We start from the raw sequence: 13,326 nt of genomic DNA, 5'->3' as shown, positions 1-13,326 counted from the left end.
CCAACATCGTGCGTAGTCGAATCCCTGTCGATCCGGCAGTGCAACGCATCATCGAGACCACCCGCAAGGCGTGGCAACTCGATGAACAAAGCGTGCGCGCGGCGCGTCAGCAGCGTGCCGCCAATCGCCGCAAGCGGATCAAGGCCCTGCCGCAGGACAGCCTGCAGGCACTCGCCGCATTGGCCCTGCAAGCTGAAATCTGGGCCGTGCGCAAGACCGTGGTGACGGTCGGCTAGCCGCGCAGTTCCTCACCGTGTCGAGGGCCACAGTCGTGGCCCTTTTCTATTGGCGGCGCGCAACGATCGGGGCATGACGGTTGCTTGTGACTGACTGACACGACCCAGCTCAGGAGGCCGATATGACCGAACTGTCCCCCAAGCCGCCCACCACCAGCAATGGCACCAACGGTACGAACGGCGCCAACGGCGCGACCGTCACCACGCTGCATCCGCAGATCGACCACACCGCGCAGCGCGTGAAAGATGCCACGGCCGAGGGCATCGATCGGCTGGCGAGCGTCCTCTCCACGGCGCTCACGCAATTCGACAAGCGCACCGAACAGTTGAAAAACCTGCATGCCAATGTCTCGGAGCAGGCGAGCGGCTCCGTACGTCAGCACCCGGTTATTACCATCGGTCTGGCATTTGTGGCGGGGATGCTGCTGGAGCAACTGACACGCGATTGATGCGGGTGTCTTAGCGGCTGTTGCGGGCTGCGCTTGCGTGGCCCCCGGCAACCCCATTGGAGAGCGTGGCCGCGATCGCCGGGTTCAGCAACGCCGCTTGCGCGGCAGCCCCGGCACCTGACGCTTCGTGCTGGCGGCTGCCGAATCGCAGCGCATATTGCCGGGTGACCAGCGCGCCAAAGAAGATCTGCGCCGAGTAGTAAATCCACAGCATCAGCGCCACGACCGAACCCGCTGCCCCGTAGGACGACGCGACGGCGCTGTTGCCCAGATACAGGCCGATGAGGTGTTTGCCCAGCGTGAAGAGCAGCGCCGTCACGATGGCGCCCAGGGCAACGTCGCGCCAGGCCACGCGCGTTTCGGGCAGCATCTTGAAGATGGTGCCAAACAGCAGCGCCACGACCGCAAACGAAAACGCCGACGACAGCGCCTCGGCCACCAGCAGCGCAATGCCCGAAGTGGAGCCCGACCACAAGGCGCCCCAGAAACGCTCCACGACCGCCAGCGCCGCGTTGATGGTGAGCGACACCAGCAGCAGAAACGCCAGCACGAGGATCAGGCTGAACGACAGCAACCGCGAGCGCAGCAAGCCCCACAGCCCGGGCTGCTGGCGCGGCGGCACCTCCCAGAGTTCGTCGAGGCTGTCCTTGAGTTCGGAGAAGGCCGTGGTGGCGCCCACCAATAACAGGACGACGGCGGTGACCGCCGCGAACAGGCCGTTGCCGGAGCGCCGCGTTGCCGCAAGCACGGCTTCCACCGCAGAAGCGCCCTGCGTGCCGACCAGCCCTTCGATCTGCCCGAAGATTTCGCCGCGTGCGGCCTGTTCGCCAAAGAACAAGCCAGCAATGGAGATGACGAGCACCAGCACCGGCGCCATCGAGAACAGCGTGTAGAACGACAACGCCGCGCCCTTGCTCGCGGCGCGATGCGCAGACCACTGCTGCACAGCCCCGATCAACACCTGGGCGGAACAGCTTGAGCAGGGCCCGGTCGAAGTAGGCAGCCAGGCGCATGGAGATTCCTTGCAAAGCGACGAGGCCAGCGCGGTGCCGGCCTCAACCTTGACCTTGAGCCTAGTCAGCACACGGCACGCGCGCAAGCGCGGCCGTGGCTGGCAGTAAATCGCGAGGGTCTGGGCCCTCAGTCGTTGCTGCTCCCCAGCAGGCGGCTGATGAGAAACCCTGCGCCGAACGCCAGGCCGATCGTCGCAAGCGGATGCGACCGCATGCATTCGGCCGCATCGCTCATGAGCCGCTGCTGTGAAGCGCGCAGTTGCTCGCGCTTGGCAGCGGCCTCGTCGAGCGCAGTGGCGGCAGCCTCGGCGGTGCGGTCGATGGCCTGTGCCGTGGTCGCCTTCACACGTTCGGCGGCTTGTGCGACGTCGCCGCGGATGAGGTTGCCGTTGGCATCGGATTTGGGAAAAGGATTGGTTTGAGACGGTTCCATCAGTCAACGCTCCTGGAGTTGCATGGCATCGCGAGGGCCGGGTTGAAAGCTGTGCCCTTCATCCCGGCGTCATCCTCTGCCCGCGACCAGGCCCCAGATGAGGCTGACCACAAACAGCACCACGAAAATCATGAACAGGATCTTGGCGATGCTCGCTGCGCCGGCAGCGATGCCGCCAAACCCGAGCACGGCCGCAATCAGGGCGATGATGAAAAAGACGACTGCATAACGCAGCATGGTGACCTCCTGTGCAGTTGAGTGAGCTTGCCGCCATGGGGCGGATACCCCCCGGGATCAGCAAGCCGCGTACCGCACGAGGAAGTCGGGTTATGCCTCGGTGGCATGCGCGCGGCCGGAACCGGCGCTGTTGCCCTCGCCGCCGTCCTCGCCGCCGCTGTTGCCGTATTCCTCAAGCCGGTTGTAAAGCGTCTTCAGGCTGATACCGAGCAGCTCGGCCGCACGCTTCTTCACACCCCCGCATTGCTCGAGCGTGGCAAGAATGAGCTTCTTGTCGGCGCTCGCCAGTGACGTTCCGACCGAAATCGTCAACGTGGAACCGGACGAAACCTGCGTGCTCGACACTTGCAGCGGTACGTTCGCCGTATCGATGCCGGCGTCGTCCGACAGGATGTACGCGCGCTGCACGTAGTTGCGCAATTCGCGCACATTGCCCGGCCAGTGATAGCCGCGCAGCGCTCTCCATGGCCGAAGGCAGGAATGCCTTCTTGGTATTGCTTTGCGCGTTGAGCTGATCGAGGAAATGCTGGGCCAGCAGCTCGACATCCTTGCCGCGCTCGCGCAGCGGCAATTGCAGCGGAAACACGTTCAGGCGGTGATACAGGTCGGCGCGCAGCTTGCCGTCTGCCACGGCCTCTTCGGGGTCGCGGTTGGTGGCGGCAATCACGCGCACGTCGGAGTCGATCTCGCGGTTGGTGCCCACGCGCATGAACACGCCGGTTTCCAGCACGCGCAGCAGTTTCACCTGCAGCTCGATCGGCATCTCGGTAATTTCATCGAGGAACAGCGTGCCGCCGTTGGCGCGTTCGAAGTAGCCCTTGTGCTGGCGATCGGCGCCCGTGAAGCTGCCGCGCTCGTGGCCGAACATTTCCGACTCGATCAGGTTGGGCGAAATGGCGCCGCAGTTGACCGGCAGGAAAGGTTGCTTGCGACGCAGGCTGAGGTCGTGGATGGTCTGTGCGGCCAGTTCCTTGCCTGTGCCCGATTCGCCGATCAGCAGCACGGTCGCCTCGGTGGGCGCCACGCGGCTGACCTGGTCATACAACGTCTGCATCACCGCGGAGTTGCCGAGCATCTGGCCGAAGAGGCCCAAGCGCCGCAGCTCGCCCCGCAGATTGCCGATCTCGGCTTTCAGATCGCCCGGGCGCGGAATGCGTGCCAGCACGGACTTCAACCGCTGGAAATTGACAGGCTTGACCAGGTAGTCGGCCGCGCCCATGCGCAGCGCCTCGACGGCGGTTTCCACGCTGGCGTGGCCGGTCATGACGATGATCTCGGTGCCGGAGTGCGGCGCGATGTCTTCCATCAGATCCATGCCGTTGCCGTCGGGCAGGACAAGATCGATGAGCACGGCATCGGGGCTGTGACGCGACATCTGAATGCGCGCATCGCGCAGCGACCCGGCCAGCGCGGTGGTGAAGCCTTCGGCACCCACCAGCTCACCTAGAGCAGCGCGTGCGTTGGCATCGTCTTCGACAATCAGGATATGTGGCATCTCGATTTGGTTGGATGAGCCGGCATGTGCCGGCAATCATGCATGGCGCAACGGTGCGCTTGGCGGCAGAACCGGCGGCAGGTGCAAAAAGTATTCCATCCAATACAACCTCCGCCAGGGCGCGCCAAACCCATCTCGACGAGAAGGGCGCCGGTAATTTTTACACGCGCGCATGCAAGAAATGGATCGGATACATCACACCGGGCGAACCTGCCCGTACTACGCAGCAGTCAGCATAGTTGAGAAGGTCAGCGCTTCGCCACCTGCGGGACGAAATGGACACGTTACGCCGCTTGGCAATGTGAAACCCGCGCTGCATCTGCATCTCAGGCCCGATTCTTGTCAGCGTTTGGCCGACAGGATGGAAGAAACGTCAGCGCACGACCGACATACAACGCGCTTGGGCGGCCCTGATAATGGCTCAACTTTTCAACACAATGTGACGGGATGACGACGTACCCTGCCTTCGGAAGACTGCATCGCTGACGATGCAGCCACTCGCCAGGACGTCCCCGTCGCAACCAACCACGAGGGAGCCATGTCCTTGAGCGAAGCCTTCGCCGACGAACGTGCAGTGACCGTTGGGCGCCTGAGCTATCCCCCTGCCCTGGCCGACTTTGACGACACCGACCACGTGCCGTCGGACGCAGAAACATCCCCCGCCCAATCGATTGCCGAGCCGGATTTCGGCCACCTCTACGGCCGCTCGCCCGTGATGCGGGCGCTGTACGACCAGATCGGCAAGGTGTCAGGCACGCTGGCCACCGTGTTGATCATGGGCGAATCGGGTACCGGCAAGGAGCTGATTGCGCGCACCGTGCATGACATGAGCCCGCGCGCAGACCAGGCCTTCATCGCCGTGAACTGCGGCGCCATTTCGCCCAACCTGATCGAATCCGAACTGTTCGGCCACGAAAAGGGCAGCTTTACCGGGGCCGCCCAGCGCCATATCGGCTACTTCGAACACGCCTGCGGCGGCACGATCTTTCTCGATGAAATCACGGAAATGCCGGTCGAGATGCAGGTCAAGCTGCTGCGTGTGCTGGAGACCGGCGTGTTCATGCGCGTGGGCGGTACCGAGCCCATCCAGACGCGCGCGCGCATCATCGCGGCCACGAACCGCAACCTGCTGGAAGCGGTGAAGGAAGGCGCCTTCCGCGAAGATCTGATGTATCGCCTGGCTGTGGTGCCGCTGCAGGTTCCGCCGCTGCGCGATCGTGGCGACGACATCGAAGAGCTGGCCCTGCACTTCCTTGCGCAGTTCAACGCGGCCCACCAGACCGACAAGGTGTTTTCGCGCCAGTCCCTGGCGGCGCTGCGCAGCCAGCCGTGGCCCGGCAATGTGCGCGAGTTGCGCAACGCCGTGCAACGCGGGTACATCCTCGGCGAGAAAACGGTCGAACTGGCTGCGCCCCTGGCACCGGCCCGCGGCCCCGCCCGTCCGACCGTCAAGGAAGGCGTGCTGAGCCTGACCGTGGGCGTGACGCTGGCCGACGCACAGCGCGCAATGATCCTGGCCACGCTGGAGCATTTTCATGGCGACAAGCGCCAAGCCGCGAAGACGCTCGGCGTGAGCCTGAAAACGCTGTACAACCGCCTCGACCTTTACCAAAGCACCGCGGCCGCCGCCATGGCAGCCTGACAGCGGCGCGTCCTACTCTGTGAATCCCGCAGCATCCGCGCTGACGTTTTAGCGCGGATGCGCGTGCGCACGCTCGCCCGGATGCTCGTGGCGGCGGCGTTCCTGCGGTTCGGGCGCCGGACGGCGCGGTGCGGGTTCAGTCTCCGCGCGGGCGCGCGGGCCCGTGCGGACGGCGGTGGCGAGAGTCATCGACATGGCGGGCCCTTTTCGTTTTCGACGTTACTGACCTTGCTTCGAGCTGCCGGGGTAGGAATTCCCGGTCGTCGTCGCGGCGTCGTTGCCGCCGTGCTGCACGCCCGAATGCGACATGTCGCCGGCGCTGTTGGTACCACCCGGCACGGTGGACCCCGACTTCTTGTGATGGCGATGCTTCTTGTGCATCGGCTTGCTGGTGTCGCCGCCGCCACCCGCGGCGGGCGTCGCCTCGCTGCCGGCCATCGGTGTATTGGCCGTGCGATCGGCCGTCGACGACGGCGGATCGGTGCCTTGCCCGGCGCCTTGGTCGGGTTGCTCGACTCCTGGTTGTCGACCGGCGCGGTCGTCGTCTGGGCCACGGCGGCACCCATACCGAGGCTAAAGATCGCGCTGACAAGCGCAGCGCTCAGGAAACGTGTTCGCATGTGGTTTCTCCTGGAATGTGATGCTCGATAAGAAGGCGATGGAAGCGCACTGCGGCGCGTCTCCCGCCTCCTCCCGCAGCAACGCATGTACCTGCGGTGCCACCCATCCACGTATGCCGACGCCGTCCGCAACCGCCGGCAGCGCTGTCATGTGCCGGCAACAATGGGCATATAAAAACGACATGACCATGTAGAAACGGCGTGCCAGCCGCCCGTAAAGCCTTGCGGCGACTGGCTTTGCTGACATGGCATACCCTTTGCATCGATGCGGTGACCGGTCGACGGAAATGTCGACGCCCACTCACCAAAGGAGGCAAGGCGAATGGTCAAGGCCGCTCTGGAAATGCGTGCGAAGCAGCATCTCGCGCTAACGCCGCGGCTGCAGCAGTCCGTCAAGCTGCTGCAGTTGTCTGCAACCGAATTTGCGCAGGAAATGCAAGCGCTCGCAAGCAATCCGTTCCTGGAAGAAGTCGAGCAAGAAGCAGGTGCGCAGCCTGATGTCGCGCGTACCGGCGACATGGCCACTTCTGCCGATCTGGACGGCGCCGCGGCCGACCACACGCCTGTCGACGATGCCCCGCTGGAAACCACCACCAGCGCCATCGAGACCGACGCGACGCTGGCCGCATCGGAAGACTTTCCCACCGACTTCAGCACCTACTACAGCCACGGCGGCGCCCACCGCGGCGACGGTGAAGACAGCGACATCGGCGAATGGGTGCACTCCACGCCGAGCCTGCGCGAGCATCTGCATCAGGAGCTGCGCAGCTATCGCCTGTCTGAGCGCGACTGCCTGGTCGCACAGACAGTGATCGAAGCGCTGGACGACGACGGCTACCTGCGCCAGCTGCTTTCCGAACTGATCCCGCTGGCGCCGGTGGAACCGCCGCCGACCGAAGAAATGCAGATTGCGCTGGCGCTCGTACAGAGCCTGGATCCGCCGGGCGTGGCTGCGCGCGACCTTGCCGAATGCCTGCGCCTGCAGATCGAAGCGCGCCCCGCTGACACCGAAGCCGAAGAACGCATCCAGGAAATCGCACAGGACATCGTACGCAGTCACCTGCCGCGTCTGGCCAAGCGCGAATTCACGCAGATGCGTCGTGCGCTGGGCTGTACGGAAGACGAGCTGCGCGATGCCTGCGCGCTGATCCGCATGCTGGACCCGCGCCCGGGGCTGCGCTTCTCGCAGGCGCATGCCGGCTACATCGTGCCGGACGTGATCGTCACCAAGATCAAGGGCAAGTGGATTGCGCTGACGAACCCGGCGGTGGCGCCATGCGCGCGCATCAACAAGGTCTACGCGGAACTGTTTGCGCAGACGCGCGGCCACCATCGCACGCCGCTGGCGCATCAGCTGCAAGAGGCGCGGTGGCTGATCCGCAACGCACAGCAGCGCTTTGCCACCATCCAGCGCGTGGCCGAGGCGATCGTCGCGCACCAGAAGCACTTCCTCGAATACGGCGAGGTGGCCATGAAGCCGCTGGTGCTGCGCGACGTGGCCGAAGAACTGGGCCTGCATGAATCGACCATCTCCCGCGCCACAGGCAACAAGTACATGGCCACCCCGCGGGGCATCTTCGAGTTCAAGTATTTCTTCTCGCGCCAGCTGGCGACCGACACGGGTGGTGCATGCTCGGCGGCTTCCGTGCGGGCGCTGCTCAAGGAGATGATCGAAGCCGAAGATGCGGACGCACCGCTCTCGGATGTCTCGCTCGCCAAGATGCTGGCCGAGCAGGGCGTGATCGTTGCGCGACGCACCGTCGCCAAGTACCGCGGGCTGATGCGCATTGCACCCGCCGAAATGCGGCGCCAGGTCTGACCGCCGTGCGTAAGCTGCCCACCGATCACTACCCGCATCGCCACGACGGCGATGCCACGGCCGCCTCGTTGCATCTGGCGGACGTGACGATGTTCTGGGCGGCGGAAAGCGGTGGCGTCAAACGCTACCTGCGCGCCAAGCACGACTTTCTGCGCTCCACGCACTGGCGCCACACGCTGGTCGTGCCGGGCACGGCCGACGACGCGAGCAACGAGATCGCCGTGGTGCCGGGCGCGCCGCTGCCGCTCTCACACGGCTACCGCGTTCCGCTGCGGACCGGGCCTGCGGTCCGTGCACTGTGTGCGCTGTCGCCGGACCTGATCGAAGCGGGCGACCCTTATCGGCTGTCATGGGCGGCGGTGCAGGCGGGCGCGCGGCTGAACGTGCCGGTGGCGGCGTTCTATCACTCCGATCTGCCAGCGTTTTTCCGCCGGCTGGGCGGGCCGCCTGCCGAGCTGGCAGCTGCGGCGTACGCTCGCAAGCTGTATCCACACTTCGATACGGTCTTCGTGCCGAGCCGCTACATCGCGCAGAAGGTGGCCGACCTGGGCGTGCAGCGCATTGAACTGCAGCCGCTGGGCGTCGACACGCGCCTGTTCCACCCAGCGCGGCGCTCGCTGCGCTGGCGCGAGCAGCTGGACCTGCCGCGCGATGCCCGCGTGCTGCTCTACGTCGGGCGCTATGCGCCGGAGAAAAACCTGCACGTGCTGTGCGACGCGGTGGACAAGCTCGACGACGGCAGCGTGCTCGTCACCATCGGCTCGGGCCCGACGCCTCCGCGTGGCAAGAACGTTCGCGCGCTCGCTTATGAAGGCGACGCGCAGCACCTGGCTGCCGCCATGGCAAGCGCAGACGTGTTTGTGCATGCAGGCGATCAGGAAACGTTCGGCCTCGTCGCGTTGGAAGCGATGGCCAGTGGCGTGCCCGTCGTCACGTGCGCAGCCGGCGGCTTGAGCGAGCTGGTGGATGAGCACGTCGGGTATGCCGTGCCACGTTGCGTCGCTGACGATTTTGCGCAGGCGCTCCAGGCGCTGCGCCAACGGGACCGGTGACACTCGCGCACGCCGCGCGCCGCCACGCCATGCAATACGACTGGCGGGCGGTGCTGCCGCAACTGCTGCAACGCTATCTCGCTCTGCTCGGCCGTCAAACCGGCATCGCCGCGGAAACAACACTCCCGCCGGCTCGCGAACGCGTGCGTGCGTCGCGCGGCCGGTAGTCCAGACCGATCTGTCCATCATGTCGCGCTATCTCATCCTTGCCATGCACGATGTCACGCCGGCCACCTGGCCTGCGTGCAAGGTATTGCTCTCCGCATTGGATGAAGTGGCGCGCGTACCCAAGTCGCTGCTCGTCATTCCGAACTTCTATCGCGGCCCGACCGCACGCAACAGCGAACGCTTTTGCCGCGTGATGAGCGAATGCCTGGCCGAAGGCGATGAACTTGTGCTGCACGGCTATGCGCATCTGGACGACCAGCCCCCTGGCGGCCTGATCCAGCAGCTGATCCGCACGCGCTATACCGCCGGTGAAGGCGAGTTCTCTGCGATTCCGCTGGCGGCGGCGCGTGCGCGCATCGAAGCCGGTGCCGCGTGGTTTGCCGCAAACGGCTGGCCGCTGCATGGCTTCGTCGCTCCGGCCTGGCTGATGAACCCGGCCACCTGGGAAGCGCTCGACGGGCTGCCGCTGCGCTACACGACCACGCTGCAGCGCTTTTATCTGCTGCACCCGCGCCGCCCGCTCAAGGCACCTTGCCTGACGTATAGCGTTCGCTCGCCGGCGCGCCGGCTGGTGTCGCGGTATTACCTGCGCTGGCTGGCGCAGCGGCACGCCGAGGCACCGCTGCTGCGCCTGGGCCTGCATCCGGCTGACGCGGCGCATCCCGATGTCATCCGCCATTGGCAGGAACTGCTCGCCACATGCCTGGAGACGCGCACGCCCGTCACCAAGAATGGCTTTGCGCAGGTGTTGGCGCAGGCCTGGATGGGCGGCCCGGAGACGACCGTCACCGGGCAGGCGCAAACGTCGTACTGAGCGCGGGCGTTAAAACAGCCACACCGACAATCCGCCGATCAGCATCCCAAGCCCGGCGCCTGCGAGCACGTCGCTCGGGTAATGCAGGCCGAGCACGACGCGAGAGAGGGCGACCATGAGCGTGAATGGCACCAGCGCCAGCGCCATGCGCGGGTAGTACGCCGCCATCACGATGCTGAACGACACCGCATGCAGCGTGTGGCCCGACGGAAAGCTGAACTGGTCGAGCACGCGCCCGCACAGGTGGATCTCTTCGCAGGAAAGGTACGGTCGCGGCCGGCACACACCACGCTTGAGCACGATGTAGATGATGAGCGAGAGCAGCCCCGTAAGGCCCATCTGCTTGGCGCATTCCCAACCGGTGTCACCGCCGACCACGGGCAGCGCCGCCATCAATGCGTACCACAGCATGCCGTCGCCCAGGCGGCTCACACCGCGATAGAAGCGCATGGCGGACGCATTGCCCGCTACATGGTTGAGCGCCACGGCGAGCTGCCGATCACGCTCGCGCCAGCGCTTCCAGTCAGGCCAGACGTGCGTCGCCATGGTACGCCTCCCCGTTGGTGGCGGCATCGTGCACGGCGATGAGCGCAGCTTCAAAGCGTTCTAGCACGCGCGGCCAATCCAGGCTCTGCGCCGTCAGCCGCGCTGCCTGGCCCAGCCGCTGCCGCAGGCCGGCGTCAGTGGCGAGCGCGACGGCCGCCTGCGTGAACGATGCAGCGTCCCCGACGGGCGCAAGCCAGCCGTTCTCGCGGCTGCGCACGTGCATGCCGGCAGCGGCGGTATCGAACGCCACCACGGGCAAGCCGCTGGCCATGGCCTCGACCACCACGTTGCCGAAGGTCTCCGTCAAGCTGGGAAAGAGAAACAGGTCCGCAGATGCGTAGTGCGCCGCCAGTGCTTCGCCATGCTGGGTGCCGGCAAAGATGGCATCGGGGCAGCGCCTGCGCAGTGCGTTGCGCTGCGGGCCATCGCCCACCATGACGAGACGCGTATCTGGCACGCGCTCCCGCACGGCAGCGAACGCATCGAGCGCGACACCCAGGTTCTTTTCCAATGCCAGACGTCCGACCGTCAGGACCACCGGTGTATCTGCCGCGACGCCCCATTGCGCGCGCAACGCTTCGCTGCGGGCCTGCGGCGTGAATCGGTGTGCATCGACGCCGCGCGTGCTGACGGTCAGGCGTTCGAAATCGAGTTCGCTCAACTGCCGCTGCAGTTCGCGCGTGGGAACGAAGGTGCGGTCGGTGCGATTGTGAAACGCGCGCAGATACGCGCGCACCAACGTCACGGCGCCCTCCCACGCGTAGTGGCGGCCGTATTCGTCAAAGCGGGTTCTGAAATCCGACGTGACCGGCAGGCCGAGTTGGCGCGCGGCCCGAATAGCAGACCAGCCGAGTGGTCCCTCCGTCGCGACATGCACGAGGTCGGGCCGATAGACGCCCCACGCGCGAAGCAGCCGTCGGCGTGCGGGCAAGCCCATGCGCAAATCCGGATACAACGGAATCGGCACGCCGGGCACGCGCAACGTGTCGTCCGCCAATGCGGGCTTGCCGGCGTCGATGGCGCTTTGGCGCGGGCGCACCAGCATCACGTCGTGCCCGCGCGTCTGCAGGAACGCCACGGTGCGTGCAGCCGTGAGCGACACGCCGTTCAGTTCCGGCGGCCAGGTTTCGGTCACATAAGCAATGCGCATGGATCGATCAACCTTTGTTTTCGTCGCGGCGGTGCGAGGGGGCGCTCGTCTGCCCCCGCTTGTGCGCGAGGTCGTCTGCGCTGCGGTGAGCGACCTGGCGATCGCCATCATCGCGATTGGCCGGATGGCGGTCGCGCACGACGCGCTCTACCCCAGGGGTGTCGTGCAGATCGGTGTCGAGCTGCCCGCTTTCGATGTCGCGCGCGGCCTGTTTGGCACTGCTGCGCGGTTCGGAATGCTGCTCTTCAAGATGCTGGTCGCGCTCGTGCGGCAGCCGCTCGGCCGCGCTCGACGCGGGCTCGTCGTGCTCGGCGTCGCCATGCATCTTGTCGATGCTTTGGAAGTTTGGCCCGCGCCGGGCGCACGCGGCGGGTCGTGCCCGCGGGACGTTCGCCGCGCTGATGGGGGCCGCATAAGGCGGGGCGGAGTCGGTTCATGGCGCTCTCCTGCGAACGTGATCTGGTTGCCTTGCGCACCGCAACCGACGTGCCCACCGCACCCGTCTCCGCCATCCAGCCGACAAGACCTGCACCACCACTGCACCGCAACGCGGCGCAAACGAGGCGGGGTAGCAATGCCTCTGCTCCCGCCGTGGCGCTGTCGTTGCGTAAGGGTTACACGCGCTTGTAACGCTTGCTGCGCAAGGTGACCCAGGCGTCGTCAGCGGGGGTGGTGCGCACGTTCGCGCCGCCGCGTGGGACGGCCGCGCAGTCGGTCCAGCAGACGCTGCGACACGCCGGCCGGCGCATCGGCGGTGCCGAGCAGCGTGCCGAGCGGGCGGAGGCGCTCGACGTGATCACATACCACCTTGATCATCGCCGTGATGGACGTGCCCAGCAGCAAGCCCCACAGGCCCCACAGCCAGCCCCACAGCAGCAGGCCGATGTAGACCACACACGGGTCGAGCTTGGACGCCCGGCTTTGCAGCCATGTCACGAGCAGCGTGCCGACCAGCGTGGCAAGCAGCAGCGTCACCCCTGCCACGACAAGCGCATCCGACCACGCGCCCATCTGCAGGTATGCCCCGATACCACTGGCCACGGCAATGACCACCGAACCCAGATACGGCACGAAATGCAGCACGGCGGTCGCCAGACCCCAGACCGCCGCGTCCTCCATGCCGAGCAGCACAAAGGCCACCGTGGTGAGGATGCCCAGCACGATGTTGGTCGCGAACAGCACCAGCAGGGAATACTGGATCTGCGTGCCGATGACCGCCATCATGCGCACCGCGCGCTTCTTCTCGCTCAGCGTGTTGCCCACTGCGCGCACCCATTTGCGCTTGAGCGCCTGACCCGATGCAAGCAGGAAGTAGACGAGAAACGAGACCACCACGAGCTGCCCGGCAAGCGCGAAGAGATTGGCGGAGCCGGTCCATAGAAACTCGCGCACCGGCAGCACCGGCTGCGCGGAAGCTGCCTCGGCAGGCGCCGCGGCCGCAGGCGAACGCTTGGCAGGCGCTGGCGCCGGCTTGCCCTGCACGCCTTCGGCGGCGTGCTCAAGCGCGACGGTCACATCGCGCATCTTGTCGAACGCGCCGCCCATGTGCCCGCGCATTCCGTCGATGGCCTGTGCCATGCGCTCCGCGGCGACCGGCAACCGGTTCGCCATGGCCGAGACGCCGTCTTGCATCCCGAACGCCAGTACCGCAC

At 66.1% G+C, this 13,326-nt stretch carries 17 protein-coding genes and 1 pseudogene; 8 read left to right on the top strand and 10 right to left on the bottom strand.

The window, feature by feature from the left end; translation table 11 throughout:
- Positions 1 to 8 precede the first annotated feature (8 nt).
- Together OWR21_RS11945 and OWR21_RS11940 are read left to right on the top strand one after the other, a co-directional pair.
- Positions 9 to 236, top strand: coding sequence for a hypothetical protein (locus OWR21_RS11945; RefSeq protein ID WP_004632457.1), 228 nt, complete (start codon positions 9 to 11; stop codon positions 234 to 236).
- Positions 237 to 358: 122 nt separating this feature from the next.
- A complete protein-coding gene (locus tag OWR21_RS11940; RefSeq protein ID WP_316890442.1) occupies positions 359 to 685 on the top strand; it encodes a hypothetical protein in 327 nt (108 codons plus the stop codon).
- 10 nt (positions 686 to 695) lie between these two features.
- On the opposite strand, the gene OWR21_RS11935 is transcribed toward OWR21_RS11940, so the two are convergent.
- The 4 genes and pseudogenes from OWR21_RS11935 to OWR21_RS11920 form a co-directional block, all read right to left on the bottom strand.
- Positions 696 to 1,727 carry a YihY/virulence factor BrkB family protein gene (locus tag OWR21_RS11935; RefSeq protein WP_442968630.1) on the bottom strand — a complete coding sequence of 344 codons (1,032 nt, stop codon included), beginning with the start codon at positions 1,725 to 1,727 and terminating at the stop codon, positions 696 to 698.
- A gap of 98 nt (positions 1,728 to 1,825) precedes the next feature.
- Positions 1,826 to 2,131, bottom strand: a complete 306-nt coding sequence (locus OWR21_RS11930) for a hypothetical protein (RefSeq protein WP_332395358.1) — start codon at positions 2,129 to 2,131, stop codon at positions 1,826 to 1,828.
- Positions 2,132 to 2,200: 69 nt separating this feature from the next.
- The gene (locus OWR21_RS11925; protein ID WP_004632450.1) at positions 2,201 to 2,368 is read right to left on the bottom strand and encodes a DUF1328 domain-containing protein; all 168 of its coding nucleotides are present in this window, start codon (positions 2,366 to 2,368) and stop codon (positions 2,201 to 2,203) included.
- A 90-nt stretch (positions 2,369 to 2,458) separates the two neighbouring features.
- Positions 2,459 to 3,863: pseudogene (locus OWR21_RS11920) on the bottom strand (sigma-54-dependent transcriptional regulator).
- Positions 3,864 to 4,401: 538 nt separating this feature from the next.
- Here OWR21_RS11920 and OWR21_RS11915 point away from each other — a divergent pair.
- Positions 4,402 to 5,505: a sigma-54 interaction domain-containing protein gene (locus tag OWR21_RS11915; protein ID WP_332395357.1), complete on the top strand. Its 1,104-nt coding sequence runs from the start codon at positions 4,402 to 4,404 to the stop codon at positions 5,503 to 5,505.
- A 48-nt stretch (positions 5,506 to 5,553) separates the two neighbouring features.
- On the opposite strand, the gene OWR21_RS11910 is transcribed toward OWR21_RS11915, so the two are convergent.
- Both OWR21_RS11910 and OWR21_RS11905 read right to left on the bottom strand, forming a co-directional pair.
- Positions 5,554 to 5,700: a hypothetical protein gene (locus tag OWR21_RS11910; RefSeq protein ID WP_186829280.1), complete on the bottom strand. Its 147-nt coding sequence runs from the start codon at positions 5,698 to 5,700 to the stop codon at positions 5,554 to 5,556.
- Between the two features lie 24 nt (positions 5,701 to 5,724).
- A complete protein-coding gene (locus tag OWR21_RS11905; protein WP_332395356.1) occupies positions 5,725 to 5,943 on the bottom strand; it encodes a hypothetical protein in 219 nt (72 codons plus the stop codon).
- A gap of 504 nt (positions 5,944 to 6,447) precedes the next feature.
- Between OWR21_RS11905 and OWR21_RS11900 the strand changes: the two genes are divergently transcribed.
- From OWR21_RS11900 to OWR21_RS11885, 4 genes are read left to right on the top strand one after another with little or no spacing between them, the layout of a single operon-like run.
- Positions 6,448 to 7,944, top strand: coding sequence for an RNA polymerase factor sigma-54 (locus OWR21_RS11900; protein ID WP_332395355.1), 1,497 nt, complete (start codon positions 6,448 to 6,450; stop codon positions 7,942 to 7,944).
- A gap of 5 nt (positions 7,945 to 7,949) precedes the next feature.
- The gene (locus tag OWR21_RS11895) at positions 7,950 to 8,996 is read left to right on the top strand and encodes a glycosyltransferase (protein WP_332395354.1); all 1,047 of its coding nucleotides are present in this window, start codon (positions 7,950 to 7,952) and stop codon (positions 8,994 to 8,996) included.
- Between the two features lie 29 nt (positions 8,997 to 9,025).
- Positions 9,026 to 9,163, top strand: coding sequence for a hypothetical protein (locus OWR21_RS11890; RefSeq protein ID WP_332395353.1), 138 nt, complete (start codon positions 9,026 to 9,028; stop codon positions 9,161 to 9,163).
- 20 nt (positions 9,164 to 9,183) lie between these two features.
- Positions 9,184 to 9,978, top strand: a complete 795-nt coding sequence (locus OWR21_RS11885) for a DUF2334 domain-containing protein (RefSeq protein ID WP_316890432.1) — start codon at positions 9,184 to 9,186, stop codon at positions 9,976 to 9,978.
- A gap of 9 nt (positions 9,979 to 9,987) precedes the next feature.
- Here the strand turns inward: OWR21_RS11885 and OWR21_RS11880 are convergent, their stop codons facing one another.
- From OWR21_RS11880 to OWR21_RS11870, 3 genes are read right to left on the bottom strand one after another with little or no spacing between them, the layout of a single operon-like run.
- A complete protein-coding gene (locus OWR21_RS11880) occupies positions 9,988 to 10,524 on the bottom strand; it encodes a phosphatase PAP2 family protein (protein ID WP_316890431.1) in 537 nt (178 codons plus the stop codon).
- Complete coding sequence (locus OWR21_RS11875) at positions 10,502 to 11,674, bottom strand: glycosyltransferase family 4 protein (RefSeq protein WP_316901439.1); 1,173 nt, start codon at positions 11,672 to 11,674, stop codon at positions 10,502 to 10,504. Before OWR21_RS11875 ends, OWR21_RS11880 begins: the two co-directional genes overlap by 23 nt.
- 7 nt (positions 11,675 to 11,681) lie before the next feature.
- Positions 11,682 to 11,999, bottom strand: coding sequence for a hypothetical protein (locus OWR21_RS11870; RefSeq protein ID WP_332395352.1), 318 nt, complete (start codon positions 11,997 to 11,999; stop codon positions 11,682 to 11,684).
- Between the two features lie 110 nt (positions 12,000 to 12,109).
- Between OWR21_RS11870 and OWR21_RS11865 the strand changes: the two genes are divergently transcribed.
- Positions 12,110 to 12,304, top strand: a complete 195-nt coding sequence (locus tag OWR21_RS11865) for a hypothetical protein (protein WP_332395351.1) — start codon at positions 12,110 to 12,112, stop codon at positions 12,302 to 12,304.
- Between the two features lie 30 nt (positions 12,305 to 12,334).
- Here the strand turns inward: OWR21_RS11865 and OWR21_RS11860 are convergent.
- A partial coding sequence (locus OWR21_RS11860) for an AI-2E family transporter (RefSeq protein WP_332395350.1) occupies positions 12,335 to 13,326 on the bottom strand: 992 nt, incomplete at its 5' end.

The sequence above is a fragment of the Ralstonia sp. 1B3 genome (assembly GCF_036631435.1).
This window is presented reverse-complemented; position numbering and strand designations above follow the sequence as displayed.

What these genes read in the sequence shown, in the direction of transcription:
- OWR21_RS11885 (WP_316890432.1), top strand. Translation starts at nt 9,184, where the DNA reads ATGTCGCGCTATCTCATCCTTGCCATGCACGATGTCACGCCGGCCACC.
- OWR21_RS11880 (WP_316890431.1), bottom strand. Translation starts at nt 10,524, where the DNA reads ATGGCGACGCACGTCTGGCCTGACTGGAAGCGCTGGCGCGAGCGTGAT.
- OWR21_RS11915 (WP_332395357.1), top strand. Translation starts at nt 4,402, where the DNA reads ATGTCCTTGAGCGAAGCCTTCGCCGACGAACGTGCAGTGACCGTTGGG.
- OWR21_RS11900 (WP_332395355.1), top strand. Translation starts at nt 6,448, where the DNA reads ATGGTCAAGGCCGCTCTGGAAATGCGTGCGAAGCAGCATCTCGCGCTA.
- OWR21_RS11910 (WP_186829280.1), bottom strand. Translation starts at nt 5,700, where the DNA reads ATGTCGATGACTCTCGCCACCGCCGTCCGCACGGGCCCGCGCGCCCGC.
- OWR21_RS11930 (WP_332395358.1), bottom strand. Translation starts at nt 2,131, where the DNA reads ATGGAACCGTCTCAAACCAATCCTTTTCCCAAATCCGATGCCAACGGC.
- OWR21_RS11925 (WP_004632450.1), bottom strand. Translation starts at nt 2,368, where the DNA reads ATGCTGCGTTATGCAGTCGTCTTTTTCATCATCGCCCTGATTGCGGCC.
- OWR21_RS11865 (WP_332395351.1), top strand. Translation starts at nt 12,110, where the DNA reads ATGGCGCTCTCCTGCGAACGTGATCTGGTTGCCTTGCGCACCGCAACC.
- OWR21_RS11940 (WP_316890442.1), top strand. Translation starts at nt 359, where the DNA reads ATGACCGAACTGTCCCCCAAGCCGCCCACCACCAGCAATGGCACCAAC.
- OWR21_RS11870 (WP_332395352.1), bottom strand. Translation starts at nt 11,999, where the DNA reads ATGCATGGCGACGCCGAGCACGACGAGCCCGCGTCGAGCGCGGCCGAG.
- OWR21_RS11890 (WP_332395353.1), top strand. Translation starts at nt 9,026, where the DNA reads ATGCAATACGACTGGCGGGCGGTGCTGCCGCAACTGCTGCAACGCTAT.
- OWR21_RS11905 (WP_332395356.1), bottom strand. Translation starts at nt 5,943, where the DNA reads ATGGCCGGCAGCGAGGCGACGCCCGCCGCGGGTGGCGGCGGCGACACC.
- OWR21_RS11875 (WP_316901439.1), bottom strand. Translation starts at nt 11,674, where the DNA reads ATGCGCATTGCTTATGTGACCGAAACCTGGCCGCCGGAACTGAACGGC.